General features: G+C 67.5%; 23 protein-coding genes, 2 pseudogenes and 1 riboswitch. Of the genes and pseudogenes, 11 read left to right on the forward strand and 14 right to left on the reverse strand.

Annotated features, from left to right (window positions below; genetic code table 11):
* Positions 1–349 precede the first annotated feature (349 nt).
* The 6 genes and pseudogenes from QK291_RS17185 to QK291_RS17210 all read right to left on the reverse strand — a co-directional run bounded on the left by QK291_RS17185 (position 350) and on the right by QK291_RS17210 (position 4,808).
* A complete protein-coding gene (locus QK291_RS17185) occupies positions 350–577 on the reverse strand; it encodes a hypothetical protein (RefSeq protein ID WP_282383960.1) in 228 nt (75 codons plus the stop codon).
* Between the two features lie 556 nt (positions 578–1,133).
* Positions 1,134–1,649 carry a GNAT family N-acetyltransferase gene (locus tag QK291_RS17190; RefSeq protein ID WP_282383961.1) on the reverse strand — a complete coding sequence of 172 codons (516 nt, stop codon included), beginning with the start codon at positions 1,647–1,649 and terminating at the stop codon, positions 1,134–1,136.
* Positions 1,650–2,009: 360 nt separating this feature from the next.
* Positions 2,010–2,307 (reverse strand): annotated as a pseudogene (locus QK291_RS17195) (cupin domain-containing protein).
* 8 nt (positions 2,308–2,315) lie between these two features.
* Positions 2,316–2,648: a carboxymuconolactone decarboxylase family protein gene (locus QK291_RS17200; RefSeq protein ID WP_282383962.1), complete on the reverse strand. Its 333-nt coding sequence runs from the start codon at positions 2,646–2,648 to the stop codon at positions 2,316–2,318.
* Positions 2,649–2,679: 31 nt separating this feature from the next.
* Positions 2,680–2,907 carry an alcohol dehydrogenase catalytic domain-containing protein gene (locus QK291_RS17205; RefSeq protein WP_282383963.1) on the reverse strand — a complete coding sequence of 76 codons (228 nt, stop codon included), beginning with the start codon at positions 2,905–2,907 and terminating at the stop codon, positions 2,680–2,682.
* Positions 2,908–2,909: 2 nt separating this feature from the next.
* On the reverse strand, positions 2,910–4,808 hold the full coding sequence (locus tag QK291_RS17210) for an MFS transporter (RefSeq protein WP_282383965.1): 1,899 nt from the start codon (positions 4,806–4,808) through the stop codon (positions 2,910–2,912).
* Between the two features lie 284 nt (positions 4,809–5,092).
* Between QK291_RS17210 and QK291_RS17215 the strand changes: the two are divergent.
* Positions 5,093–5,967 (forward strand): annotated as a pseudogene (locus QK291_RS17215) (helix-turn-helix transcriptional regulator).
* 317 nt (positions 5,968–6,284) lie between these two features.
* On the opposite strand, the gene moeB reads toward QK291_RS17215, so the two are convergent.
* The gene (gene moeB, locus QK291_RS17220; protein ID WP_282383967.1) at positions 6,285–7,505 is read right to left on the reverse strand and encodes a molybdopterin-synthase adenylyltransferase MoeB; all 1,221 of its coding nucleotides are present in this window, start codon (positions 7,503–7,505) and stop codon (positions 6,285–6,287) included.
* A gap of 84 nt (positions 7,506–7,589) precedes the next feature.
* On the opposite strand from moeB, the gene QK291_RS17225 reads away from it, so the two are divergent.
* The 3 genes from QK291_RS17225 to QK291_RS17235 all read left to right on the forward strand — a co-directional run bounded on the left by QK291_RS17225 (position 7,590) and on the right by QK291_RS17235 (position 8,904).
* Positions 7,590–8,255, forward strand: a complete 666-nt coding sequence (locus QK291_RS17225) for a TetR/AcrR family transcriptional regulator (RefSeq protein WP_282383968.1) — start codon at positions 7,590–7,592, stop codon at positions 8,253–8,255.
* Positions 8,256–8,307: 52 nt separating this feature from the next.
* On the forward strand, positions 8,308–8,532 hold the full coding sequence (locus QK291_RS17230; protein ID WP_282383969.1) for a DUF3107 domain-containing protein: 225 nt from the start codon (positions 8,308–8,310) through the stop codon (positions 8,530–8,532).
* A gap of 69 nt (positions 8,533–8,601) precedes the next feature.
* The gene (locus QK291_RS17235; RefSeq protein ID WP_282383970.1) at positions 8,602–8,904 is read left to right on the forward strand and encodes a hypothetical protein; all 303 of its coding nucleotides are present in this window, start codon (positions 8,602–8,604) and stop codon (positions 8,902–8,904) included.
* Positions 8,905–8,929: 25 nt separating this feature from the next.
* Here the strand turns inward: QK291_RS17235 and QK291_RS17240 are convergent, their stop codons facing one another.
* From QK291_RS17240 to QK291_RS17255, 4 genes are all read right to left on the reverse strand, one after another.
* Positions 8,930–9,604, reverse strand: a complete 675-nt coding sequence (locus QK291_RS17240) for a 4a-hydroxytetrahydrobiopterin dehydratase (RefSeq protein ID WP_282383972.1) — start codon at positions 9,602–9,604, stop codon at positions 8,930–8,932.
* Between the two features lie 18 nt (positions 9,605–9,622).
* Positions 9,623–10,441 (reverse strand): thiazole synthase, encoded by an 819-nt coding sequence (locus QK291_RS17245; protein WP_282383974.1) that lies wholly within the window; start codon positions 10,439–10,441, stop codon positions 9,623–9,625.
* Positions 10,442–10,446: 5 nt separating this feature from the next.
* Entirely contained in the window at positions 10,447–10,683 is a 237-nt protein-coding gene (gene thiS / locus QK291_RS17250) for a sulfur carrier protein ThiS (protein ID WP_282383976.1), read from the reverse strand.
* Positions 10,680–12,272 (reverse strand): FAD-dependent oxidoreductase, encoded by a 1,593-nt coding sequence (locus QK291_RS17255; protein ID WP_282383977.1) that lies wholly within the window; start codon positions 12,270–12,272, stop codon positions 10,680–10,682. Before QK291_RS17255 ends, thiS begins: the two co-directional genes overlap by 4 nt.
* Positions 12,266–12,400: riboswitch (TPP riboswitch) on the reverse strand. (Overlaps the previous gene by 7 nt.)
* 26 nt (positions 12,401–12,426) lie before the next feature.
* Here QK291_RS17255 and QK291_RS17260 point away from each other — a divergent pair.
* Positions 12,427–13,146, forward strand: coding sequence for a thiamine phosphate synthase (locus QK291_RS17260; protein ID WP_282383978.1), 720 nt, complete (start codon positions 12,427–12,429; stop codon positions 13,144–13,146).
* Positions 13,147–13,242: 96 nt separating this feature from the next.
* On the opposite strand, the gene QK291_RS17265 is transcribed toward QK291_RS17260, so the two are convergent.
* On the reverse strand, positions 13,243–13,914 hold the full coding sequence (locus QK291_RS17265) for a ferritin-like fold-containing protein (protein ID WP_282383980.1): 672 nt from the start codon (positions 13,912–13,914) through the stop codon (positions 13,243–13,245).
* 41 nt (positions 13,915–13,955) lie between these two features.
* On the opposite strand from QK291_RS17265, the gene QK291_RS17270 reads away from it, so the two are divergent.
* From QK291_RS17270 to QK291_RS17280, 3 genes are all read left to right on the forward strand, one after another.
* On the forward strand, positions 13,956–15,482 hold the full coding sequence (locus QK291_RS17270; protein ID WP_282383982.1) for an RNB domain-containing ribonuclease: 1,527 nt from the start codon (positions 13,956–13,958) through the stop codon (positions 15,480–15,482).
* Positions 15,483–15,783: 301 nt separating this feature from the next.
* On the forward strand, positions 15,784–17,616 hold the full coding sequence (locus QK291_RS17275; protein ID WP_282383983.1) for a DEAD/DEAH box helicase: 1,833 nt from the start codon (positions 15,784–15,786) through the stop codon (positions 17,614–17,616).
* An 8-nt stretch (positions 17,617–17,624) separates the two neighbouring features.
* Entirely contained in the window at positions 17,625–18,494 is an 870-nt protein-coding gene (locus QK291_RS17280; RefSeq protein ID WP_282383984.1) for a site-specific DNA-methyltransferase, read from the forward strand.
* Positions 18,495–18,585: 91 nt separating this feature from the next.
* On the opposite strand, the gene QK291_RS17285 is transcribed toward QK291_RS17280, so the two are convergent.
* On the reverse strand, positions 18,586–19,431 hold the full coding sequence (locus QK291_RS17285; protein WP_282383985.1) for a PHP domain-containing protein: 846 nt from the start codon (positions 19,429–19,431) through the stop codon (positions 18,586–18,588).
* A 92-nt stretch (positions 19,432–19,523) separates the two neighbouring features.
* Here QK291_RS17285 and QK291_RS17290 point away from each other — a divergent pair, with 92 nt between their 5' ends.
* On the forward strand, positions 19,524–21,107 hold the full coding sequence (locus tag QK291_RS17290) for an aminopeptidase P family protein (RefSeq protein WP_282383987.1): 1,584 nt from the start codon (positions 19,524–19,526) through the stop codon (positions 21,105–21,107).
* 100 nt (positions 21,108–21,207) lie between these two features.
* Here QK291_RS17290 and QK291_RS17295 read toward each other — a convergent pair whose 3' ends face one another.
* Positions 21,208–22,152, reverse strand: a complete 945-nt coding sequence (locus QK291_RS17295; RefSeq protein ID WP_282383994.1) for a general stress protein — start codon at positions 22,150–22,152, stop codon at positions 21,208–21,210.
* Between the two features lie 77 nt (positions 22,153–22,229).
* Here QK291_RS17295 and QK291_RS17300 point away from each other — a divergent pair, with 77 nt between their 5' ends.
* Positions 22,230–23,513 (forward strand): CBS domain-containing protein, encoded by a 1,284-nt coding sequence (locus QK291_RS17300; protein ID WP_282383995.1) that lies wholly within the window; start codon positions 22,230–22,232, stop codon positions 23,511–23,513.
* Positions 23,494–24,327: a DUF1003 domain-containing protein gene (locus tag QK291_RS17305; protein ID WP_282383996.1), complete on the forward strand. Its 834-nt coding sequence runs from the start codon at positions 23,494–23,496 to the stop codon at positions 24,325–24,327. Before QK291_RS17300 ends, QK291_RS17305 begins: the two co-directional genes overlap by 20 nt.
* Positions 24,328–24,334 lie beyond the last annotated feature (7 nt).

Below are 24,334 nucleotides of genomic sequence, written 5' to 3' on the forward strand. Positions count from 1 at the left end.
GATTGCAGCCAGCTCAGCAACGGACGCCGCGACAGCCGCCAGGGCCGCCCTGCTCCCCGCACTCCACACCGTGCTTTCCATACGCTCAGACTAGAAGATGGCTACGACAATTTTTTCTTCGGCCGGACCCTGGGGATGCTTCACAGGAAGGGACTACCACGGCAGCGCTCATCGCCACTCAGCTGTGGACGTCTGTGCTTAGTGTCGGCGATATGTGATCGCTTTGTGTCGCTCAACCGAGCCGCTCTGATGCCTTGCCCAAAACCGCGGGCCTGATCGCAGGGGCAGGCATTCCGCGGCACAGTCATCGACTAGCTCGACTTGCTGTGACGCCCCAATAGCGAATCCGTCAGCGGGCGTGTGCGATGAACACCATGAAAGATGCGTCGGGAGTAAATGACGTGCGCGCCCAGTCGCCGTAAACGGCATCCACGTCAAAGCCGGCTGCGGCGAGCTGCTGTCCAAGGTTGTCAGTCTGGCGGAAGGCGAAGCGCGCCGTCTCGGTCACCCTCTCACCGGTTCGCAGAAACTCGTTGTGGAACCTGGCGGTAACGATGCCATCGTCGAGCTCGGACACATCTGCCCACTCGACGAGCGGCCCGTGTGGGTGTCCCGGCGAGAGCGCACCTGGGACCCCCAGCTTTCCCACGCATGGGCTCCGGGGTTCCTGCTGTCGAAGGCCAGCACTGCACCTCGTCGCAGATGAGCGCGGAGATCAAGCAACGTGCGTTGCCACTCCGGGTCGAGGATGTGCTGGACGTATGGACTCCGCCCCGTACTCGTCAGCTACCGAGCGGTAGAAGTCGTGGTCCGGTCCACCCGGATTGTCGTGGTCGTACAAGTCAACGAGCTTGGCGTCGTCATCGCTCACAACTAGACCATACGCACTGGCGACATACTTCCGGAGCTTGCGTCCGTAGGCCGGTCCCCCTCCGGTGCAGACACTTCTCGAAATTTCCGGATCACGATTCCCCGTTTTGTGGATCGCAACGGTAACTGGCTGTTTTCAGCAGCGGTTGGTGCCCGATCTGGACTAGCGTGAGCTACCACCCAGATAGTCGCCGAGCGCATGGCGAATCTGATCTGTACCCTGGTACCCGGTATATGGCGCGGTTTCGTCCTGCGGCCCGGTGCTAGTCGCTGACGGTGGGCTCGGGGACGAGGTCGCGGAGCATGACTAGCTCACGCCGGCCACCCGATAGCACATCGCCGGGTTCGTGGGACACGGTAAAGCCGTTCCTTTCGTAGGTGCGTCGGGCTGTGACATTTTCCGGCATCACGGACAGGGCGAGCGTGGTAGCACCAATGCTCGCCGCCCAACGCGCGATCGCTGTGATGAGTGCAGTGGCGACACCACGACCGCGAACGGCAGGGTCGACCCACATCGAGATGAGCTGGGCGCGGCTGCCATTGTCCTCGTCAGGGGTGCCGGCGGCGATGCCCACCGGAGCGTTCTCGTCAGCATCGAAGGCCAGCAGATCGATCGTCCTCGGAATAGCCAGGCGCTGACGCCAGCGGTCCTCCGGCGCGTCTGCCCACTCTTGCAGGCGTGAGCCGAAAGCCCCCGGCGCGTCGGTCAACGCCGCGAGCCTCACCGACCGCCAGGCTCGCCAGTCCTCGGCAGACATGGTGCGCAGGTCGATGGTCATGCCGCTACCATACCGATTTGTGCGACGTCGTGACTCGCCAGGGCCACTGATAAAAAAATTCGCCAGCTGGCCTTGTTGCTATTAAGTGCCAATTGGCCCTTTTCAAGGGGTTCATTCTGCGGGCTGCATGGCCGCCATAAGCTCCACGGAACATAACGCGACTTCTCGAAGTGGTCGATGCAGAACCGACGGGCAGGTGCCTTATCCCGATTGTCCGTGGACGACCGCTTGAGAGACTGCAAGAAGGGACCCCGTATTGAGGTTGAGCATGGCCAGCACAACATACCCGAGATGTCTCATCCGGTCATGGTAACGGCCGCGGTCAATGGGTCGACGGCGGCCGGAACCGTGGTGGTCTATCTAGTTGCCGGTGTATTCGTCATCGGTGATGTGCTCGCCCCATGTTGTCGTGGTGGTGGGGTCTTCGCCGTTCTGGAGCATCGCGATGTGTTCCATGAAGCAGCCGGGGGCGGCGGCGTGCCAGTGCCCCTCCCCGGGCGGGGTGTAGAGCGCCCCGGGCTCCGGGGGCGAAGCGGACGGTTGCGACGACCATCGTCTGGTCCGGTTCGTGGGGCAGCGCGATCGGGTCGAGCCAGACGTCGCCGGCGAATTGGGTGGTCGGGTTTTTCGAGGTGGGCAGGGTGGATTCGATGTTCACATTTTTCCTTAGTTGTTGTCGGTGAAGAGTTGGATGGCTACGCCCATGGCGGCCTTGCCCTTGGGCCAGCCGGCGTAAAGCGTGACGTGGGTGATGGCTTCGATCAGCGCTTCTTGGGTTACGCCGTTCTCGATGGCGCGGCCGAGGTGGAAGCCGAGTTGCTTGGTGTTCCCGCCGGCGGTAAGCACGGCCACGGTGATGAGGCTGCGGTCGCGGGCGGAGAGTTCGGGACCGTTCCAAACGTCCTCGAAGAGAACGTCGTCGGTGAGCTCGGCAAGTTTCGGGGCGAAGTCTCCGAGCGATTTTCGGCCGCCTCCGAGCTGCTTAGGCTTATCAGGCATGATGATCCTTCTTTCGGCGGGTGTACTGCGGCTAGTGAATGCGGACGTCGGATCCGATCTCGTCGACGACGCCGATGAACTCGTGTCCCATGGACACTCCATCGGGGGTGCTGTCCATGCGGTGATAAGGGTGCAGGTCGGATCCGCAGACGCACGCCCGGACGATCCGGACGACCGCGTCGGTGGCGTCTTTGAGCACCAGGTTGAGGGCATCGATGATGCGGACGTCGCCGGGGCCCAACATGTAGGTGGCTTTCATTGTTATCTCCTGAGGCAGTGGTGGTCGGGCGGTTGGACCCGCCGGGTCGGCGGTGCCGGTCGGGCGGTTGGACCCGCCGGGTCGGCGGTGCCGGTCAGTCGGCTTTGCGTATAGTGGCTGAGAATCCGTCGGCCTGGTTTTCGATGACGTCGGTGGTAGGTGCCGATGGGCACGATCCCGTTGAAGTAGCCGACGCGCCGGTAGTAAAGGACGAGGCTTTGATCAGGGGCGTAGTACCCGATCGTGAGCGGCGCGGCTCCGCTTCCCTTTGGCGCGACCTCAAGGTCCAGCGGGGCCGGCAGTTGCGAGAGCTTTTCCTGGCCGCCGTGGTCCCGGAACGCCAGAGTCACGGGAAGCTGGGCCAGGAGCGCCGCTGAAGTGGCACTGCCATCGAGGTCTCCTGCAATTCTCTGGCCGTCAAGCTCGATGACAATCGGTGTGGTGGTTGACGATCCGGTCGGGGCGGTAGTCGGATCGCTCGCCAGTGAGCCCGGGGAGGGCCGCCGTGTATCAGCGCTGCCGCCGGGGTTATCGCTGCAGCCAGCCAGAGTGACAGCGGTAGCGATCAGGACCATCGCAGGCGCCACGACGCCTGGCCGAGAGGCTCTTCCCGGTGAAAAACGGTTGCGAGTGTTCATAGGTGGATCCTTTCCGGGATCCGGGGAGGGCGAATCCGCGGCCAGTCGATGTTGCTGGAGGCGGGCGGGGAATGCGGTGCTGCGTCCGTAGATGGTCAGCGTGAGCGCGGCCAGGCCGGCGACGATCATCACGACCGCGAGTACCAGGCCGCTGAAATTCGTCAGCAGGGCGGCGCCGAGGATGCCGGCGGTGAAGATTGCGAGGTTGAACGCCACCGGCAGGAACGAGTTCGCGACGTCGGAGTCCGCGCCTCCGGTGGTGGTGAGGGCGGCTTGGAGCTGGGCGGCCGCCCCGCCGAACGTGATTCCCCACAGCGCGGTCGCGACGGTGATCGCCGGGGATGATGCGTGACCGAGCAGCAGCACCACCGCGGGCGCGATGAACAGGGCGACGCTTCCGTGCAGCAGCGGGCGGGGGTGGCGGTCCAGGAGGGCGCCGGTGATGATGATTCCGGCGATCGAGGCAATCCCGAAGATGAAGAGTTCGACGTCGACACTGAGGCTGCTGCTGGTGGCCCGCAGGTACGGGGCGATGTAGTTGTAGATGGTGTTGTGGGCGAGCATCCAGGTGAAGATGACGGCCAGGATCACGGCGATGCCGGGGATCCTGAACACCCGGGCCAGGGGAAGCCGGGAGGTGCCGGGCTGCCCGTCGGCGTCGGGCGCGATCGCGGCGATGAACACACCGGCGATAATGGCCACCGCGGTGAGTCCGGCGAAAGCCCACCGCCAGTCGAATGTCGTTCCGAGCCAGGACCCCAGGGGTGTGCCGAGAGCGAATCCGACGGGTGCCCCGACAGAGACGATCGCCAGCGACAGCCCTGCACGGGAGGGAGGGCTGATTTTCCGGCCGTAGGCGGCCAGCATCCCCCAGATGATTCCCGAGAACGCGCCGGCGACAAAACGCGACACCAGCGACAGTGTCACATCGCCCGAGAGGGCGGTGGTGCTGTTGGCCAGGATGAGGCCGAGGATCGCGCCAAGGAGTAATGGCTTGCGGCGCATGCCCCGGGTCAGGGTGATGGCGGGGATCGTGATGATCACCGTGCCCAGCGCGTAGGCGCTGACGAACAGCCCGACGGTGCCTTCGCTGGTCCCCATCCCGGTGGCAATGACCGGCAGCAGGCCGGCCGGCATGGTCTCCATCGCGACGAGGACGAAGCCGATGACCGCCAGAGCGGCCAGGGTGGCGAGCGGCAGCCGTTTCGGTTTCTTAGTAGATTCCCGAGCCTGAGCTGGTACCGGAAGGGTGCCGGCGTTCATTTACTCCCCTTCAAGACGACGGCGAAGCCTTCGGTTCCGAAGCGGCGGGTAGTGGCTACGCCGGGCCCGGCGCCGACGATGGCGATAAGGGTCATGACGTCCTTCCTGGGGAGATTAAGAGGCGTATTCCAGCGGGAAAGGGTGGGGTTGAAAACCTTGCCCCGGTCGTACCGCCGGTAAGTCTCTATCCAGTCAACATGCGAACCGTCCCGGGGAGGAGCCCCTATCAATGGGTGTACCAGCAAAGCACCCCACCGGAGTTTGCAGGGACGTATTCTCATGGCATGGACAATAAGGCCGAGGTACGCGAGTTCCTGATGTCGCGCCGGGCGAAGGTGACCCCCGAACAGGCCGGGCTTCCCGCCGGGCCGAACAGAGAGTTGCCGGGCTTCGCCGCACGGAAGTAGCGATACTCGCAGACGTCAGCGTCGAGTACTACGCCAAGCTCGAACGTGGTGCAATCGGCGGAGCTTCCTCTTCCGTGCTTGACGCCATCGCCCGCGCCCTTCTCCTCGACGACACGGAGCGGACCCACCTCTTCGACCACGCCCGCGCCGCCGACGGAATTTCCCTCTCCGGGCGTCCCCGCCGACGTTCCACGAAGAACACCTTAAGTCGGCCCAGTCTTCACTGGGTGCTGAATACGATCACTGACGGCGTAGCCTTCGTGCGCGATCAACACCAAGACCTCCTTGCCACGAATGAGCTGGGACGGGCCTTCTATTCGCCCCTCATCGGCGCCGGCGGTCGCACTCCCAACCTGGCCCGCTTCGAATTCCTCGACCCGGCATCCCGTGACTTTTATCCTGACTGGGAGCTCTTCGCTGAGATGTGCGTAGCGATCATGCGGACCGAAGCCGGCCGCGACCCCAATGACAAAGGTCTCCACGACCTCGTTGGTGAGCTGTCCACACGCAGCGATGTGTTCCGGCAGCTGTGGGGGGCGCACGATGTCCGGACCCACGGGTCCGGCACCAAACGATTCAACCACCCAGTCGTCGGCGAACTAACTCTCGCCTACGAAGAACTCATCATTACTGCCGACCCAGGCTGCGTCCTCATGATCTACACCGCCGAGCCCGGCTCGCCCAGCGCTGAGCGACTGAGGCTACTCGCCAGCTGGGCAGCTACAGGATCCATAGCGGCTGCGCCCCGTTAAGAAGTCTCTAATACGGGAGGTCTCAACCGATGGTCAGTGGCGCAACATTGACAGCCACTCGTCGGTGCAATTTACGCTGGGATCAGTCTCCATAGCAGGCTCACGAACGGTTGTGTATGAGTCACGGTCCTGATGCTTTCAGCACCCGATTATCGGCAGACGTGCGGACGGTGCGAACAGGCATCCCCCCGGTGACAAGGTGCCCTAAGCGCTTCACTCCCGAAGGTCCAGCACCGTTTGTCTCCAATACATGGATGTCCGGGTCACGGCTCATCCCACTGACCGCTGCGCATTGGTTTCCTTCCGGGGGGATGCGCTCAGTAGACCGGTTTGTCCGGCTCGACGTCCCGCACCCAGGCCAGGATTCCGCCGTCGAGGTGGCTGACGCGCTCATAGCCGGCAGCCCGGGCGGCCGCGAGGACGGCCGCGGACCGGGTCCCGGCCTTGCAGTGGAACACGATGTCCATGTCCTGCGGCAGTTCGTGCCAGGCCTCGCCGGCAAGGATCCGGCCCTGCGGGATCAACACCGCCCCGCCGATCCGGACGATGTCGTACTCCCCTGTTTCCCGGACATCGACCAGGTGGAAGTCCTTGAGTCCAGCCGTGCGGGAGGCCAGCATCGTGGCCAGCTGCGTTGCGGTCACGGTGTGCTCGGTGCCCGCCTCCGCGGCCGGGGTGATGCCGCAGAACGCCTCATAGTCGGTCAGTTCCGTGATCCGCTCCGCCTCGGGATCCCTGGCGACCTTGATTTCGCGCCAGGTCCCGCCGAGGGCGTCGAAGAGTGCCACCCGTCCCAGCAGGGAACGCCCGACGCCGGTGATCAGCTTGACGGCCTCCGTCACCATGAGCGAGCCGACGGCGGCGCAGAGCATTCCAAACACGCCGCCTTCCCCGCAGGATGGCACGGAGCCCGCAGGGGGCGCCTCCGGGTACAGGTCCCGGTAGGTGGGGCCGAACTGTTCCCAAAAGACGCTGACCTGCCCGTCGAAGCGGAAGATCGAACCCCAGACGTAAGGCTTACCGAGGATCGCCGCGGCGTCGTTCACGAGGTAGCGGGTGGCGAAGTTGTCGGCGCCGTCCAGGATCAGGTCGTAACCGGCAAACAGCTCAAGGGCGTTGGATGCGTCCAGCCGGACATTGTGCAGCCGGACCTCCACGAGCGGGTTCAGGGCGGCAATGGCGTCGCGCGCCGACTCGATCTTAGGCCGTCCCACGTCCGCCACACCATGGATCACCTGGCGCTGGAGGTTGCTCAGGTCCACGGTGTCGTCGTCGACGATTCCCAGGGTTCCCACGCCTGCGGCGGCCAGGTACAGCAGCGTGGGCGAGCCCAGGCCGCCGGCGCCGATCACGAGGACCTTGGCATTTTTCAGGCGGCGCTGCCCGAGGGACCCGATCTCCGGGATGATCAGGTGCCGGGAGTACCGTTCCACCTCGTCCGGGCTCAGGCCGTCGGCCGGTTCCACCAGCGGTCCGGGCGCCACGGGCGCAGTTTCCGGGGTTGCGGGGCCTGGGCTGGGGGTGAACTTGGAAGCCATACTTCAATCTATGCCCGAAGATGCCGCCAGGTCATATTACCGGCACGTAAAGTGGACGTAACAGCAAGCGAAAGAAGGCCGACAGTGGTTCATCAGGCACCGGTTGAGCGGGGTCATGCCGGAAAGTCACCGGACGTCCCGGCACGCAGCGGACAGCGGTCGGCGCGGCTGCCCCGCGATGAGCGCCGGGCACAGTTGCTCGCCGCGGCCCAGGAAGTGTTTGTCGCCAACGGCTACCACGGGGCCGCGATGGACGAAATCGCCGAGACCGCCCATGTCAGCAAGCCCGTGCTGTACCAGCACTTTCCATCCAAACGCGAGCTCTACCTGGCCCTGCTGGACAGCCAGCTGAGCAAACTCATTGAACTGCTGCTCGGGGCCCTCAACTCCACCTCGGACAACGATGAACGCGTTCAGGCGGTCATGCGAGCCTACTTCCGCTTCATCGCCAGCGACGACCAGGCCCACCGCCTCGTCTTCGAATCCGACCTCGTCAACGACGCTGATGTCAGCGCCCGGCTGGAGGCGTTCAACAAAACCTTCGCCGACGCCGTCGCGCGGGTCATCGCCGAGGACACCAAACTGCCTGAACTGGAGTCCCAGCTGCTGGGCCGCGGGCTCGCCGGAATGGCGCAGATCAGCGCCCGGTACTGGCTGGAAACCGACGGCAATCTTGACCTCGATGTGGCCAGCGATCTGATCTACCGTTTAGCTTGGCGCGGAATCTCCCGCTTCCCCAAGGAAACCTAGACTACAAATAGAGATAACACCTGAGAACCTTGATTGGCTGGGAGGCCTTGCTGTGGAAGTAAAGATCGGCATACAGAACATCGGCCGCGAAATTGTCCTGGAATCGTCCCAGGAGGCCGACGCCGTGGCCAAAGTGGTCGGCGAGGCCATCACGAAGGGCACCGAGCTGCGCCTGACGGATGAAAAGGGCCGTCTGATCATCATTCCCGCGAACGTCCTGGGCTATGTTGAAATCGGCGCCGAGGAAGTACGCCGCGTCGGTTTCGGCGCGCTCTAAGCACCAGCCTCCCCTGCGCGCCAGCAGCACCGCTGCCGGCCCGCACCCCGAACCGCAAGGAGTCCCAACATGCTTTCCCTGATTGTGGTTGCCCTCGTGACCGTGGCCGCGGGCTTCGTGGTGTGGGCCAACGACAAGCGCCACGCCAAGTACGGCATCGCCGTGCCGGCCGGGGTGTCGCTGACGGTCGGGATGCTGAGCTGGATCGCGTTCATGGCCGCCGGGCTTGGCTACCAGCCGGGCCTGACCTGGATTCCATGGGTGCTGCCCATGGTCCTGGGCGCCGCCGCCTCCGTGGCGGCCGTGCTGTACCTGGGCAGGACCCGCACGAGCCGCGACACTGCACGGCTCACCGCGATCCTGCGCTACTAGCCGCCCGCCGGGCCGGCTGCCGGGCTCACGCCTCCGGCGCTCCGGATCCGTGACCGGCTTCAGTGCACAGGCACAGCTGATTTCCCTGCGCATCCGTGACCACCACCCAGTTGGGTGCGTGGTCACGGTTCATTAAGGCCCCGGCGGCCGCCGTTTTCTCCAGCACGGGACCCGACTCGGCCCTGCTGCGGTGGATGTCCAGGTGCAGCCGGTTGGGGCTGGGGGTGGAGGTCTGCTGAAACCAGAGAGTCGGGCCGCGCCCGTACGGGTCCACCAGGTCATTTGCGCCGCCGCGGCGGTAGCCGAGGGCCACCCGCCAGACCTCCGCGATGGCGGCCGGGTCCTCGGAGTCGATGGCCACCTCCACGGTCCGGTGCAGGCCGGGTTCCGCGGTGGCGCTGACAGCGGCTGCTGCCGCACCGGCGGCCGTGGCGGCCGCGATGTCCCGCCGCGTGACTTCGTCCCCCGCCTCGTGGGAGCTGTACCGCAGGAAGACCCGGTTGTAGCGCCAATCCAGGTCCGGGTGGTGGTTCTGTTCCTCGGCCAGGCGTCCGACGGCGGAAATCAACTCCAGCGCCGCGGCCGCCGTCGGTGCCTTATAGACGGTGACGAGACCGCCGAGCCGGTATCTCCAGTCCGGCAGTTCCGCCAGGGCCGCGTCGACCTGGCCCTCGTCCAGGATGTCGTCGGTGGCTGCCATGGCGGGCTCCTTCGCTGCCTAGAGGAATTCGGCCCGGCCTTCCATAGCCGAGGACGCCAACGCGTGCTCCCGGCGCGGGATCCGGCCGGCCCTTTTGGCCAGCCTACCGGCGATCACGGCGTGCTTGAAGGCCTCCCCCATCAGTACCGGATTCTGGGCCCGGGTCACTGCCGTCGCCAGCAGGACGGCGTCGCAGCCAAGCTCCATGGCCAGGGTGGCGTCGGAGGCGGTGCCGATCCCGGCGTCCAGGACCACCGGCACGGAGGCCCGCGAGACGATCAGTTCGATGTTGTGCGGGTTCAGGATGCCAAGGCCCGTGCCGATCGGTGAGCCCAGGGGCATCACCGCGGCAGCGCCGAGGTTTTCCAGCCGCAGGGCCAGCACCGGGTCGTCGTTGGTGTACGCGAAGACCTTGAACCCGCGGCCCACCAGCTGTTCGGCGGCCTCGACGAGTTCCACGGCGTCCGGCAGCAGGGTGTGCTCGTCGGCAATGACTTCCAGCTTCACCCAGTCCGTTTCGAGGGCTTCGCGGGCCAGCTCGGCAGTCAGGACGGCGTCCCTGGCGGTGAAGCAGCCCGCGGTGTTGGGCAGCACCCGGACGTTGTGGTCCAGCAGCAGCTGGAACAGCGATCCGGCCTCCGCAGGCGAGTAGCGACGCATCGCGACGGTGGTCAGCTCCGTGCCGGAGGCCAGCAGCGCGGCGCCCAGACCGTCCAGGCTTGGCGCCCCGCCCGTGCCCATGATCAGCCGCGACCCCAGCTGGACTCCGTCGACCGTGAAGGGATCGGCCGCGGCCGGCAGGACTCCCTGCGCCGCGGCCCGTGTTGTTTCAGCCATGCGGCTCATCCTCCCTGTACAGCCGTGACCAGCTCGACGTCGTCGCCGTCGGCGAGCGCGGTGCCGTGCCATTGGCTGCGGGGAACCACTTCCGCGTTGCGGGCCACGGCGACCCCGAGTTTCCCGCCGTCCGCGGACCGGCCGTTCGGGGCCAGCGGCCGGCCGGTGACCTGGCTGACGAGGGTGCTGACCGAGGCGCCGTCGGGGAGCGCGTGCTCGGTTCCGTTCAGTCTGATGTTCATACCGTTTCCTTGCTGTGCTCAGGGGTGGTGTCCCGCCCGGTGGTATTCCGGCCGGCTGTGATCCGGGGGCTGGCAACCCGGGGGGCTGTTTCTGGCGCTCCCGCAGCCGGTGGAACGGTGTCCTGCGTGCTGGTGTCCTGCGTGCTGGTTTCCTGAGTGCTGGTGTCCTGCGTTCCGGTGACCGGCCTTCCGGTGCCCTGCGTACCGGCGCCGAACCGGTCCGGCCGGAAGGACGCCCAGCGGGGGTCCGTGACTCCGTCCAGCAGCTGCCGGCAGATCTCCGCGGCGGCGGGGGTAAGCAGGATTCCGTGCCGGAAGAAGCCGGTGGCGATGATCAGTCCCGCAACATCGCCGTGGCACCCCGGCTCAGCGACCCGACCCAGCAGCGGCGAGTTGTCCGGGGTCCCGGGACGGGCCCTGGCGGTGGCCTCGAGCAGTTCCAGCTCGGCGACGGCGGGGACCAGCTGCTGGGCGTCACGCAGCAGCTGGTAGACGCCGCCGGCGGACACGACGCCTCCGGCCGGGTTGCCGCCAACCGCGGGGGCGCCGGCCGGGGCGCCACCGGCCGGGGCCGCCATGTGGCTCCCGGCACCAAGGGCGTCCTCCCGCTGGGTGGCGCCGATCACCACCGTGCCGTCCTGCCGGGGAACGATGTAGACCGGGACACCGCGGACCAGTCCCCGCACCGTGGAGGTCAGCAGCGGCCGCAGTCTTTCCGGCACGCGGAGCCGGAGAATGTCGCCGTGGACCGGACGCAGCGGCAACCGGAGTCCGGCGGGCAGGCCCTCCAGCGCGGCGGCGCCCAGGCCGTTGGCCACAATGGTTTCCCCGGCCCGGACGCTGCCGCCGCCTGCGAGGCTGGCGCCGGCCACCCGCCCGTCCGCCCAGAGCAGGCCCGCAGCGCGCCGGGCGATGGTCTGGCATTGTCCGTCGGCGGCCAGGAGTTCCCCGATCCGGGCGAGCAGCCGGCGGGGGTCCACCTGGTGGTCGGCCGGAATGTCGAAGGCGCAGGAGATGCCCGGGCTCAGGAGGGGTTCCCGCAGCCTCGCCGCACGGACGGTCAGCGGCTCCACCACGAGGCCGTGCGCCTGCTGGACGGTGCGCAGGTCCGCTAGCGCCCGGCGGTCGGCGGCGTCGGCCCCTACGGCGAGGGTCGGCGTCGTGAGGAATCCCGTGCCGGTGCCCGTCCGTGCCCCTCCGGCGCCGCCAGCCTGTCCCGCGTACGGCGCGGCGGCCGGTCCCGCATCCAGTAGGGCGGCCGGTCCACCGTCCAGTCCGGCGGCGAACGCCGGCCAAAGGCGGGAGGATTCGAGCATGAGCTCCAGGAGGGATTCCTCCTGGTAATGCAGTTCGCTCACCGGGGCGAGCATGCCGGCGGCGGCCCAGCTGGCGCCGCTTCCGGGGGCGTCGTCGATCAGGGCGACGGAGCGGCCCGAGAGTCTCGCCGCCCAGGCGATTCCGTGGCCTACAACTCCGCCGCCGATCACGGCGACGTCGTAACATTTCCGGGTTTCGGCGACATCGGCCGTGGCAGTGCCAGTTGCCGTGCCAGCTGCCGCGGACGAGCCGCGGGCGGTTGTGGGGCCCATGCAGGATTCCTTCCCTACGCCGGTACTAACCGGATCAGGTCAAGCGGTCGGCTCTGACGCCCTCTCAGCCTGCCGGTGCCGGACGCCTGTGGCGTGACCGGCTGCGGCGGGCTCCCGCGGTATTCGCCCAGTTTAGGGGAACTAGGCTGGAGCCATGAGCCAGGATGCCATCTACACCACTGCCCGCCTCTACCTCTGCACCGGTGCCCGCCGGGACCGCGGCGACTTTGCGGATTTCGTGGATGCGGCCTTTGCCGGGGGCGTTGACATCATCCAGCTGCGCGACAAGTCGCTGGAGGCGGCCGAGGAGCTGGAACTCCTGGAAGTCCTGCACGAGGCGGCCCGCCGGCACGGCCGGCTCTGGGCCGTCAACGACCGGGCGGATATCGCCTCGCTCTCCGGGGCTCCGGTGTTCCACATCGGGCAGAAGGACATCCCCCTGGGGGCGGCGCGGGACTTCCTGGGCAAGGACACCTTGATCGGGCTCTCCACGCACAGCCAGGACCACGTGGACGCGGCCATTGCCGCCTCCCCCGGCCGCAGCGGCCTGGACTATTTCTGTGTCGGGCCGGTGTGGGCCACGCCCACCAAGCCGGGGCGCGCCGCCGTCGGGCTCGAACTTGTGCGCTATGCGGCGGATGCGACCCGCCGGGACTCCGCCCTGGTCGAGGACAAGCGCGAGGGCCAGCATGGAGGCAGGGTTGCGGGAGAGCTGCCGTGGTTCGCGATCGGCGGCATTGACCTCGGAAACGTGGAGCAGGTGGTCGAGGCCGGCGCGCGCAGGATCGTGGTGGTCCGCGCAATCACCGACGCCGACGATCCGGCGGATGCCGCCCGGGCCCTGCTCGCGGCCCTCGACTCGGCAGGGAACTGAGGCCGCAGGGAACCCGGGCCCGTCTGGGCCGTGGGGCCGTCTGGGCCGTGGGGCCGTCTGGGCCGTGGGGCCGTTTAACCCGGCCGGTTTGTCCGGTCAGCCAGCCAGGCCGAGCTGGATCATCCGGCGGGAGTGGTTCGCCGCCAGTTCGGCCATCAGCTCGCGCACAAGTTCCTTGGACCGGTCCTCGTCCGCACCAATCAGGCCCCCGACGAACGAGTGCTCAAAACTCACCCGCTGCGCCTGGGTCAACGCTTCCCCGAGGAGGCGTCTGGCCCACAGTGCCAGCCGGGAGGCCAGCCGCGGGTCGTCGGCGAGGGCTGCCTTGAGCCGCTCCCGCAGCACCTCCGTGGCTCCCCCGTCGGCCTGGATCTGCTCCACCAGGGCCCGGGTTCCGGCGTCGACATAGCGGGAAATGGCGCGGTAGAAATCGGCGGAGACTGTATCGATCACGTACGCCTTCATCAGCGATTCGTACCAGTCCGCCGGCCGGGTGCGTTCGTGGAAGTGGTCCACGGAGGGCTGGAACGGCAGCATGGCGGCTTCCGCATCGAGTCCCATGGCATCGAGTTTGGCGCTCACCAGCTCGTAGTGCTGGAACTCGGTCACGGCGAGCCGGCCCAGCACAGCACGGTCGTGGAGGGTGGGTGAATACCGTGCATCGGAGGAGAGCCGTTCGAAGGCGGAAAGCTCGCCGTAGGCCATGACGCCGAGCAGATCCATCAGGAACGTGTTGTAACGGGCAGGATCAGCCGGGGATGTGCTCATGATCCAAGACTAATGGCGCAAATGGAGCTAATCTGATTTTCGTGTCCCATCATCGCTTGACCCCGAATGTCCACCAGCAGAAGAACCAACTTGCCGAGGCGCTCAACGCACTGCGCACGACGCTGGAGCTGCCGGGGCCCTTCCCCGAGGACGCGCTCCGGGAAGCCAAGGAAGCCGTCGCCGGGCACGAGCTGCCGGAGCTGGATTTCACCCACATCGAGTTCGTGACGATCGATCCGGCGTCCTCCACCGACCTGGACCAGGCCCTCTTCATCGACCGTTCCGGTGAGGGCTACAAGGTCTTCTACGCGATCGCCGATGTCCCCTCCTTCGTGGTCCCGGGCGGGGCGCTCGACGCCGAAACCCGCCGCCGCGGCCAGACCTACTACACTCCGGACGGCCGGATTCCGTTGCATCCCGAAATCATCAGCGAAGAGGCCGGCAGCCTGCTCGCCGGCCAGCTCTGCGCTGCGTTCGTGTGGGAATTCGAGCTTGACGCCGCGGCCGAGGTGTCCGCGGTCCTGGTCCGCCGCGCGACGGTCCGCAGCAGGGCGAAGCTCAGCTACCGGGGGGTGCAGGCCGAGCTCGACGCCGGCACCGCCGCGCCCGTGCTGCAGCTGCTCAGGGAGGTCGGGATGAAGCGGGTCGAGCTGGAACGGCTCCGCGGCGGCGCCAGCCTGAACATGCCGGAACAGGAAATCGAACAGCTGGCCGACGGCGGCTACCGGATCGCCGCTGCGCCGCCGCTGCCCGTGGAGGACTGGAACGCCCAGATCTCCCTGATGACCGGGATGGCCGCCGCGGAGATCATGCTGGCGGGCAAGGTCGGCATCCTGCGCACCATGCCGGCCCCGGATGAAGCCTCGCTGGCGCACTTCCACCGTCAGACCCGCGCCCTGGGCAAGCCCTGGGACGGCGAAATGAGCTACGGCGAGTACCTGCGCACCCTGGACCCGACGGACCCGCGCCAGCTGTCGATCGTACACTCGGCCGGCATGCTGTTCCGCGGCGCCGGCTACACTCCCTTCGACGGAGCCGTGCCCGGGGCCGCCACCCAGGCTGCCATCGGCGCTGCCTACGCCCACTCCACCGCCCCGCTGCGCCGGCTGATCGACCGGTTCGTTCTCGTTATCTGCGAGGCGCTCAGCAACGGTACGGCAGTCCCGGACTGGGCCCGCGAGGCCCTTCCCTCCCTGCCCGGGATCATGGCGACCTCTGACCAGCTGGCCGCCAAACTGGAGCGGCTTTCCCTCGACACGGTCGAGGCGGCACTCCTGGTGAACCACGTCGGCCAGGAATTCGACGCCGTCGTGATTTCGGGATCCAAGATCGCCCGGAACGGGAAAACTGCCAACGGGAAAAACGCCAACGGAAAGACCGGGAACGGCAACGGAAGCGGCGGCACCAAAGCGGGGAACGGCAACGGACCCTCCGGGATCGTGCAGATCGCCGAGCCCGCCGTCACCGCCCGCTGCCCTGGCGAACTGGAGCCCGGAACCCAGGTCCGGGTGCGGATTGTGTCCTCCGACATTGCCACCCGCGAGGTCCGGCTGGAGCTGGTGGGGTAAGGAAGCTGCGGCGCTCCTGCGCGCCGCCTGCGGTGTCAGTCGGAGATCCGGGCCGCGTACAGCTAGACTGGAAGGGTAGATATGGATGCCCGGTCGTTGATTTCCTTGATTTTCGAATTCAACAAGCCCGCCCCTACGCGATCTTGAGACAGACCCGCTGGTCCCCAGTGCCAGCATTTAGATAGCCCGCGATCGGCTTCCACTGGAATTGCCTGCGCGCCTGAGCGTGCTCCGGAACGGCCACCCGGCCGGCCCCGTTGAGCAAGCAGCGCAGCCCAAAATGAATAAGGAAACTCCCCTAGTGAGTGAATTGCACACGCACCAGCTTCTGACCGACGAATCCGGAACGGAAACGCTTGAGCCGGAAGAGACCATCATCTCGGACGAAAAGCCGCACGAGATCGAAGAGAAGACCTTCGCCGACTTCAACGTCCGCGCCGACATCGTCGAGTCGCTGGCCGACGCCGGCATCACGCACCCCTTCCCGATCCAGGCCATGACCCTGCCGGTCGCCCTCAGCGGCCACGACATCATCGGCCAGGCCAAGACCGGCACCGGCAAGACCCTCGGCTTCGGTATCCCGGCGCTGCAGCGCGTCGTCGGACCCGACGATGCCGGCTATGACGCGCTGCCCGCGCCCGGCGCCCCGCAGGCGCTTGTGATCGTGCCGACCCGCGAGCTCGCCGTCCAGGTCGCCAACGACCTGCAGAACGCCGCCCGCAAGCGCAACGCCCGCATCACCACCATCTACGGCGGCCGTGCTTACGAGCCGCAGGTCGAGGCGCTGACGAAGGGCGTCGAGGTCGTCGTCGGCACCCCCGGGCGCCTCATCGACCTGTACAAGCAGAAGCACCTCGTGCTGAAGAACGTTAAGATGGTCATCCTTGACGAGGCCGACGAGATGCTGGACCTCGGGTTCCTGCCCGACGTCGAGACCCTCATCGCCGGCACACCTGCCGTCCGCCAGACCCTGCTGTTCTCGGCCACCATGCCCGGTCCGGTCGTCGCCATGGCGCGCCGCTACATGACCAAGCCGACCCACATCCGAGCGGCCGACCCGGACGACGAGGGCCTGACCAAGCGCGACATCCGCCAGCTGATCTACCGCGCCCACAGCATGGACAAGATCGAGGTGGTGGCCCGCATCCTGCAGGCCCGCGGCCGCGGCCGCACCATCATCTTCACCAAGACCAAGCGCACCGCCGCCAAGGTCGCCGAGGAACTCGTCGACCGCGGCTTCGCCGCCGCCGCCATCCACGGCGACCTCGGCCAGGGCGCCCGCGAGCAGGCGCTGCGCGCCTTCCGCAACAACAAGGTCGACGTCCTGGTCGCCACCGACGTGGCCGCCCGCGGCATCGACGTCGATGACGTCACGCACGTCATCAACTACCAGTGCGTTGAAGACGAAAAGATCTACCTGCACCGCGTGGGCCGCACCGGCCGCGCCGGCAACAAGGGCACCGCCGTGACTTTCGTTGACTGGGACGACATGCCTCGCTGGGGCCTGATCAACAAGGCCTTGGGCCTGAGCGTCCCGGAGCCGGTGGAAACCTACTCCTCCTCCCCGCACCTCTTCGAGGAACTCGACATCCCCGAGGGCACCAAGGGCCGGCTGCCCCGCGACAAGCGTGTACTGGCCGGCGTCGACGCCGAGGTCCTCGAGGACCTGGGCGAGACCGGCAAGAAGAACGCCCCCCGCACCGGACAGGGCACCGGCGGACGCGACAGCGCCCGCAGCGGCACACGTGACAGCGCGCGCAGCGGCGCACGCGATAGCGCCCGGACCGGCGGACGCGACGCCGGCGCCACCGGCAGCGGTCGTGACGGCGCCCGCACCACCGGCGGCAGCCGCGACGGCGCCCGCGACACCCGCCGCAGCGGCGGCGCCACCGCCGGAAAGGACAGCGGACGCTCCGGCGACCGCCGTCGTCGTCCGGCCGAGGCTGAAGCCAGCACCAGCCCCACCGCCGCCGCCGCCGCCGCCGAGGCACCGTCCCGGTCCGCCGCGGCTGCGCCGACAGAGGTCGACCGCGCCACCCGTGCACGCCGCCGCACCCGCACCCGCCGCCACAACGGCGAAGTGGTTGCCGGCGAGGCCCAGGCCGGGGCTCCGGCAGGCAGCACCGAGGCCTAAACCCCCTCATGACTGACACCGTCTGGGCGCCGGACGGCAGCAACCTGGTGGTACACGCGGACAACGCGGAGTACCTCCCGACGCTGCCGGACGGCGCCTTCACACTCATTTACGTGGATCCGCCCTTCAACACCGGCCGGGTCCAGAAGCGCCAGGAAACCAAAATGGTGCTCAACACCGGCGGCGACGGCGACCGGGTCGGGTTCAAGGGCCGCTCCTACGACACGATCAAGGGCGCGCTGCACAAGTACGACGACGCGTTCAGCGACTACTGGACCTTCCTGGAACCGCGCCTCGTCGAGGCCTGGCGGCTGCTCGCCGACGACGGCACCCTCTACCTGCACCTGGACTACCGTGAAGTGCACTACGCCAAAGTCATGCTGGACGCGATCTTCGGCCGCGAGTGCTTCCTGAACGAGATCATCTGGGCCTACGACTACGGCGCCCGCGCCAAGTACCGCTGGCCCACTAAGCACGACAATATCCTCGTGTACGTCAAGAACCCCGCGAAATACCACTTCGACAGCGCCGAAGTGGACCGGGAGCCCTACATGGCGCCCGGGCTCGTGACTCCGGCCAAACGGGAACTCGGCAAGCTGCCCACCGACGTCTGGTGGCACACCATCGTCTCCCCCACCGGCAGGGAAAAGACCGGCTACCCGACGCAGAAGCCCGAGGGGCTGATCCGCCGTGTGGTGGCGGCCTCCAGCCGGCCCGGTGACTGGTGCCTGGACTTCTTCGCCGGCTCGGGCACGCTGGGCGCCGTCGCCGCGAAGCTCGACCGCAGGTTCGTCTGCGTGGACCAGAACCAGCCGGCCATCGACGTCATGGCCAAGCGGCTCGCCCCGCACACCGCCTTCACCGTTTTCCCAGGTTAGCCCCCCGTTGCCCTATCACTTGTGGCTGCCATTCCTGCCCGGTGGGGACCAAATCTGATAGCTCAACGGGGCGGGGGCGGGACCCGTTCCGTCAGCGCACCACCGGGGTTCCGGTGCCCTGTTCCTCGATCCGGGCAAACACTTCAGGTGAGGTCAGGTTCTCGCCCAGCCGGTTCGGTTTCCCGGCGCCGTGGTAGTCGGAGGACCCCGTGACCAGCAGCCCGTGCCGGTCCGCGAGTTTGCGCAGCAACACCCGGCCCTCCTCGGGATTGTCGCGGTGGTAAATTTCCAGCCCGGCCAGCCCGGCGTCGATCATTTCCTGGTAGACGCGCTCCCCCACGATCCGCCCGCGGGCGGACGCCACCGGGTGGGCGAACACCGGCACGCCGCCGGCCGCGCGGACCAGTTCGACGGCGAACACCGGGTCCGGCGCGTAGTGCTGCACGTAGTAGCGCGAGTGCGAGGTCAGGATGGAATCGAATGCCTCGGCGCGGTCCGCCACCACGCCCGCCGCGACGAGGGCGTCGGCGATGTGCGGCCGGCCCATGGTGGCACCCGGCGCCACATGGTGGGTGACGTCTTCCCAGCTCAGCGGATAGTCCTCCGCGAGGAGGCTGACCATCCGTTCGGCCCGGGTGAAGCGCGCGTCCTTGGCCTTGGTGATTTCCTCCAGCAGACCGGGGTGCGCCGGGTCGTGCAGGTAGCTGAGGAGGTGCACGCTGATCCCCTCCATCGTCCGGCAGGAAATCTCCATCCCCGGAACCAGCGCCACACCGTGCCGGCGGGCGGCGAGGGCGGCCTCCGCCCAGCCGTCGGTGGAGTCATGGTCGGTCAGGGCCACGACGTCGAGCCCCGCCTCCGCCGCCGAGGCCATCACCGCGCCGGGCGCTTGGGTGCCGTCGGATACATTCGAGTGGGCATGCAGGTCGATCTTCACCTCATCAGCCTAGTAGACCGCCGCCGCGGCGCCCGGGATGGACGCCGCCGGCCTGTTGGCCTAAGCCGCTCCGCTGGTGAGACTATGGGACGGTGAAAGATGCAGATAACACCCAAGTCTCCGCTTCCCAGCCCCTCGATGAGCGCGTCAACAACCGCTCCCAGCGGCCCAGCTCGGACGCCTTTAAGGCGTTTATGGCCAGCAACTGGGCTCCGTCCCGCGAGCAGCTCCCGGAACGCGACGCCGTCGCCGGCCACGCCGCCACCCGCCGGCGCGCCATCTCAGAGAAGTTCAAGGGCGAACGCCTGGTCATTCCCGCCGGCCCGCTGAAGGTCCGCTCGAACGACTGCGACTACCGCTTCCGGCCGCACTCCGGCTTCGCGCACCTGACCGGCCTGGGCCTGGACCACGAGCCCGACGCCGTGCTCATCCTGGAGCCCGTGGAGGCAGGAAAGGGCGATGACGGCGGCCACCACCACGCGACGCTGTACTTCCGCCCGCTGGCCGGCCGCGACACCGAGCAGTTCTACGCCGACTCCCGGGCCGGCGAATTCTGGATCGGCGCCCGCCCCACTCTGGCCGAGTTCAAGGCCCGTCTGGGCCTGGACACGGTGGACATCAGCGAACTCGAACTGGGCATCACCAAAAACGTCGGCGCGCCGGAAATCGGCGGGATCTCCATCCGGCTGGTGCGCAAGGTCGACGAGAACATCGACGCGCTTGTGGACACCGCCCGCTACAACACTGCCAAGGACCCGGAGAACCTGGACCTGGGCATTCTGGACGCCCTCGACGAGAAGCTCTCCGAGGCCCTCTCCGAACTGCGCCTGCTCAAGGATGAGTGGGAAATCGAGCAGATGAAGACCGCCGTCGCCGCCACAGTGCAGGGTTTCACTGAGGTCGTCAAGATCCTGCCGCGGGCACTTACCCACCAGCGCGGCGAGCGTGTCGTCGAGGGCGCGTTCTTCGCCCGGGCCCGGGAAGAAGGCAACGAACTCGGCTACGACACCATCGCGGCCGCCGGCAACAACGCCACGGTGCTGCACTGGACCCGGAACACCGGCAAGATCAACGCCGGCGAACTGCTGCTGCTGGACGCCGGGGTCGAGGCGGATTCGCTCTACACCGCGGACATCACCCGGACCCTGCCGGCCAACGGCACCTTCTCCTCGATCCAGCGCAAAGTCTACGAGGCGGTGCTGGACGCCGCCGACGCCGGATTTGCCGCCGCCCAGCCCGGCACCCGCTTCCGCGACATCCACACCGCCGCGACCACCGTGCTGGCGGAACGGCTGGCCGCCTGGGGCCTGCTCCCGGTCTCCGTGGAGGAAGCGATCAGCGCCGAGGGCCAGCAGCACCGCCGCTGGATGCCGCACGGCACCAGCCACCACCTCGGCCTCGACGTGCACGACTGTGCCCAGGCCAAGCGCGAACTGTACCTCGATGGCGTCCTCACCCCCGGCATGGTCTTCACGATCGAACCCGGGCTGTACTTCAAAGACGAGGACCTCGCGATCCCGGAGGAATACCGCGGCATCGGCGTCCGCATCGAGGACGACGTCCTGATGACCGCCGACGGCCCGGTCAACCTCAGCGCGGCGCTGCCCCGCAAGGCCGACGACGTCGAATCCTGGATGGCGGGAATCTACCAGGACGCTGACGGCCCGACGGCGTAGTTCCGCGGCTGCCGGCTTCGCCGGCGCTGAGACGCCGGCGCCGGCAACGCAGAAGGCCTCCGCCCGGATCAGTCCGGGCGGAGGCCTTCTGCGTTGCCGGTCAGTGCTGCGAACTGCCCTCGTCGGGTCCCTGCTTGGGCGTATCAGTGACGCGGACCCCGTACTGCGGGCGGCCGTCCGGGAGGTCGGGGTAGGCAAAGCCGGCGGGCTTGGGCGCCCCTTCCGTGGCCAGCTCGGTCTGCGCAGACTGCTGCTGCGACGGTTCGGCGTGCTGGCCGGCGTGCTGGCCGGCCGCGTGCTCGCCTTCCGCCGGCTGGTTGCCGGGCTGCTGGCCACCAGTCTGCTGTGCACCGGGCTGCTCGCCGCCGGCGTCGGGCGTGCGCTGGCCGTACGGGTCGTTCCAGGCCGCGGGGCGCTGCGGGGCGTGGCCGTGCTGGCCCGGCTGCTGGGCGCCCTGCCCGGGGCCGGGCTGGTTCGGCTGGTGCTGGTAATCGCGCTGGGAGTAGCCGCCCGACCCGGCGGACGCCGCGGCGTCGTGCTGGGTCATCGGAAGCTGGTGGAGCAACCGCCGCGCCTCGTTGGCCGCCTCGAAGGAGACCACGACGTCGTAGTTCGTCGCCACCACCTGGCTCGTGGACGTGAAGTCGCGCTTGCCCTTCTGCATGGCGTAAGTGACGATGCCGAACAGCATAAAGAAGGCCGCGCCCATCAGCACGGAGGTCACGATGGAGAAATACCCCGGTGTGGTGGAGAAAAAGGAAAGCATGATGCCCACAAAGAGGCCGAACCACATGCCGCTCAGGGCACCCGACAGCGCCACCCGGGGGTAGGTCAGCCTGCCGGTGACCCGCTCCACCATCTTCAGGTCGTTACCGACAATCGAGACCATCTGCACCGGGAACTGCTGGTCCGCGAGGTAGTCCACCGCCTTCTGGGCATCCAGGTAGGAGTTGTAGGAACCGACGGTGTCGCCCCTGGGGACACTGCGGGCCTCGTCCGGGCCGTTGGGGGCGCCAGCCCTGGGAGCACCAAAAATGTTTGACATACGCCTATTCTTACCTATCCGGCTGGGCAGCGGCTGTAAATTCAGCTAAAAGAGAGCGGACTCGGTAGCCTGTACAGGTGAGCACAAATCTTTCGCGAGTGTTTGTCGCGCGCCTCCTCGGACTGGATGTCTTTGACCCACTGGGCGACCGTCTGGGCCGGCTGCGCGATGTTGTCGTGCTCTCCCGCGGAACCCGGGCCGCCCCGCACGTGGTGGGCATCGTCGTCGAGGTTCCCGGGAAGAAGCGCGTTTTCGTGCCGATGACCCGGATCACCTCGATCGACCAGACCCAGATCATCTGTACCGGGCTGGTGAACCTGCGGCGCTTCGAACAGCGCGGCGCGGAAACCCTCGTGGTGGCGGAGATGTTCGACCGCCGCGTCACCCTCGCCGACGGCAGCGGGGACGCGACGATCGAGGACATTGCGATGGACAAGCACCGTTCCGGTGACTGGTTTGTCAGCAAGCTCTTTGTCCGGCGCGGCCATTCCCTCTCCCCGCTGAGCCGGCTGCGCCGCAACGAGACCCTGATCATTGACTGGGCCGACGCCCTGCAGGGCGCGCGCACCGAGCCCCAGGCCGCCACCCAGTTCGTCGCAACCCACGAGGACCTCAAGCCTGCGGACTTCGCCGAGGCCCTGCAGGAGATGAGCGAAAAGCGCCGCTTCGAGGTCGCGAGCGAGCTGCAGGACGAACGCCTCGCAGACGTCCTGCAGGAGATGCCCGAAGGCGACCAGGTGGAAATCCTCTCCGCCCTCGACGTGAACCGCGCCGCGGACGTGCTCGAGGAAATGGATCCGGACGACGCCGCCGACCTCCTCGCGGAACTGCCCAGCGCCCAGGCCGAGGAACTGCTCCAGCTGATGGAACCCGAAGGCGCCGACGATGTGCGCCGGCTGCTCGAATATGACGAGGACACCGCCGGCGGCCTGATGACCCCGGTCCCGGTCATCCTGCCACCGGAAGCCACGGTCGCCGAAGCCCTGGCCCATGTCCGCCGCGAGGAGCTCTCCCCCGCCCTGGCGTCGTCGATTTTCATTGCCCGGCCGCCACTGGAGACGCCCACGGGCCGGTTCCTCGGCGTCGTCCACATCCAGCAGCTGCTGCGCTACCCGCCGCCCGAGCCGCTGGGCAACCTGGTGGACAAGACCCTGGAGCCGGTGTCGGACCAGGCCCACATCAGCGAGGTGGCCCGCACGCTGGCGACCTACAACCTCAACTCGCTCCCCGTCGTCAACAGCGATGGTCGGCTTGTGGGGGCGGTGACTGTTGACGATGTGCTGGATCATCTGCTGCCCGATGACTGGCGCGCCCACGAGGACGATGTCCCGATAAGGAAGCTTGGAGGCCGCATTGGCTGATAACAGCGCACCACGGAACCCCCACGTCCGGCCGGGCAGCAAACCGGACAAAGGAGGCCTCGACACGCCGCTGAGCGGCCGCCAGCGGATCCTGCCGAAATTCTCGCCCAACCCGGATGCCTTCGGCCAGACCACGGAGGGTTTTGCCCGCTTTATGGGCACGCCGCAGTTCCTCGTCTACATGACGGTCTTCGTCATCCTCTGGCTGGCCTGGAACACCTGGGCACCGGAGGCCTGGCAGTTCGATTCCCTGGCACTCGGCTTCACCCTGCTGACCCTGATGCTCTCGCTGCAGGCCTCCTACGCCGCGCCGCTGCTGCTCCTTGCCCAGAACCGGCAGGACGACCGTGACCGTGTCTCCCTCCAGCAGGACCGCCAGCGCGCGGAGCGCAACCTCTCCGACACCGAATACCTGACCCGGGAACTCGCCTCGCTGCGGATCGCCCTGCGCGAAGTCGCCACCCGCGACTACGTCCGGGCCGAACTGCGAAGCCTGCTCGAGGACATGCTGGAGGCGCAGGAGGAACTGCGCACCCACGATCCTTCCGCCGGCGTCCACGAAACGCCGCGGGACAAGGTCAAGGAAAAACTGAAGGAACGCCGCGATAAGCAGCGCAGCCCCCGGACCCAGCAAATGCCCCGGATCAAGTCCGACAGCAAGAACGACCGCAAACCCGCCAAGACACCCGGCGCCGCTCCGGACACACTCCAGGGCACCGGGCCGGACACGCTCCACGGCACCGGGCCGGAGCTCCAGGGCACCGGGCCGGACAATTCCGGCACCCCGGCGCACCCCGTTTCCCCCGAGAACTGAGCCGTCA

It is taken from the genome of Arthrobacter sp. AL12 (assembly GCF_029960645.1).
Classification (GTDB): Bacteria; Actinomycetota; Actinomycetes; order Actinomycetales; family Micrococcaceae; genus Arthrobacter.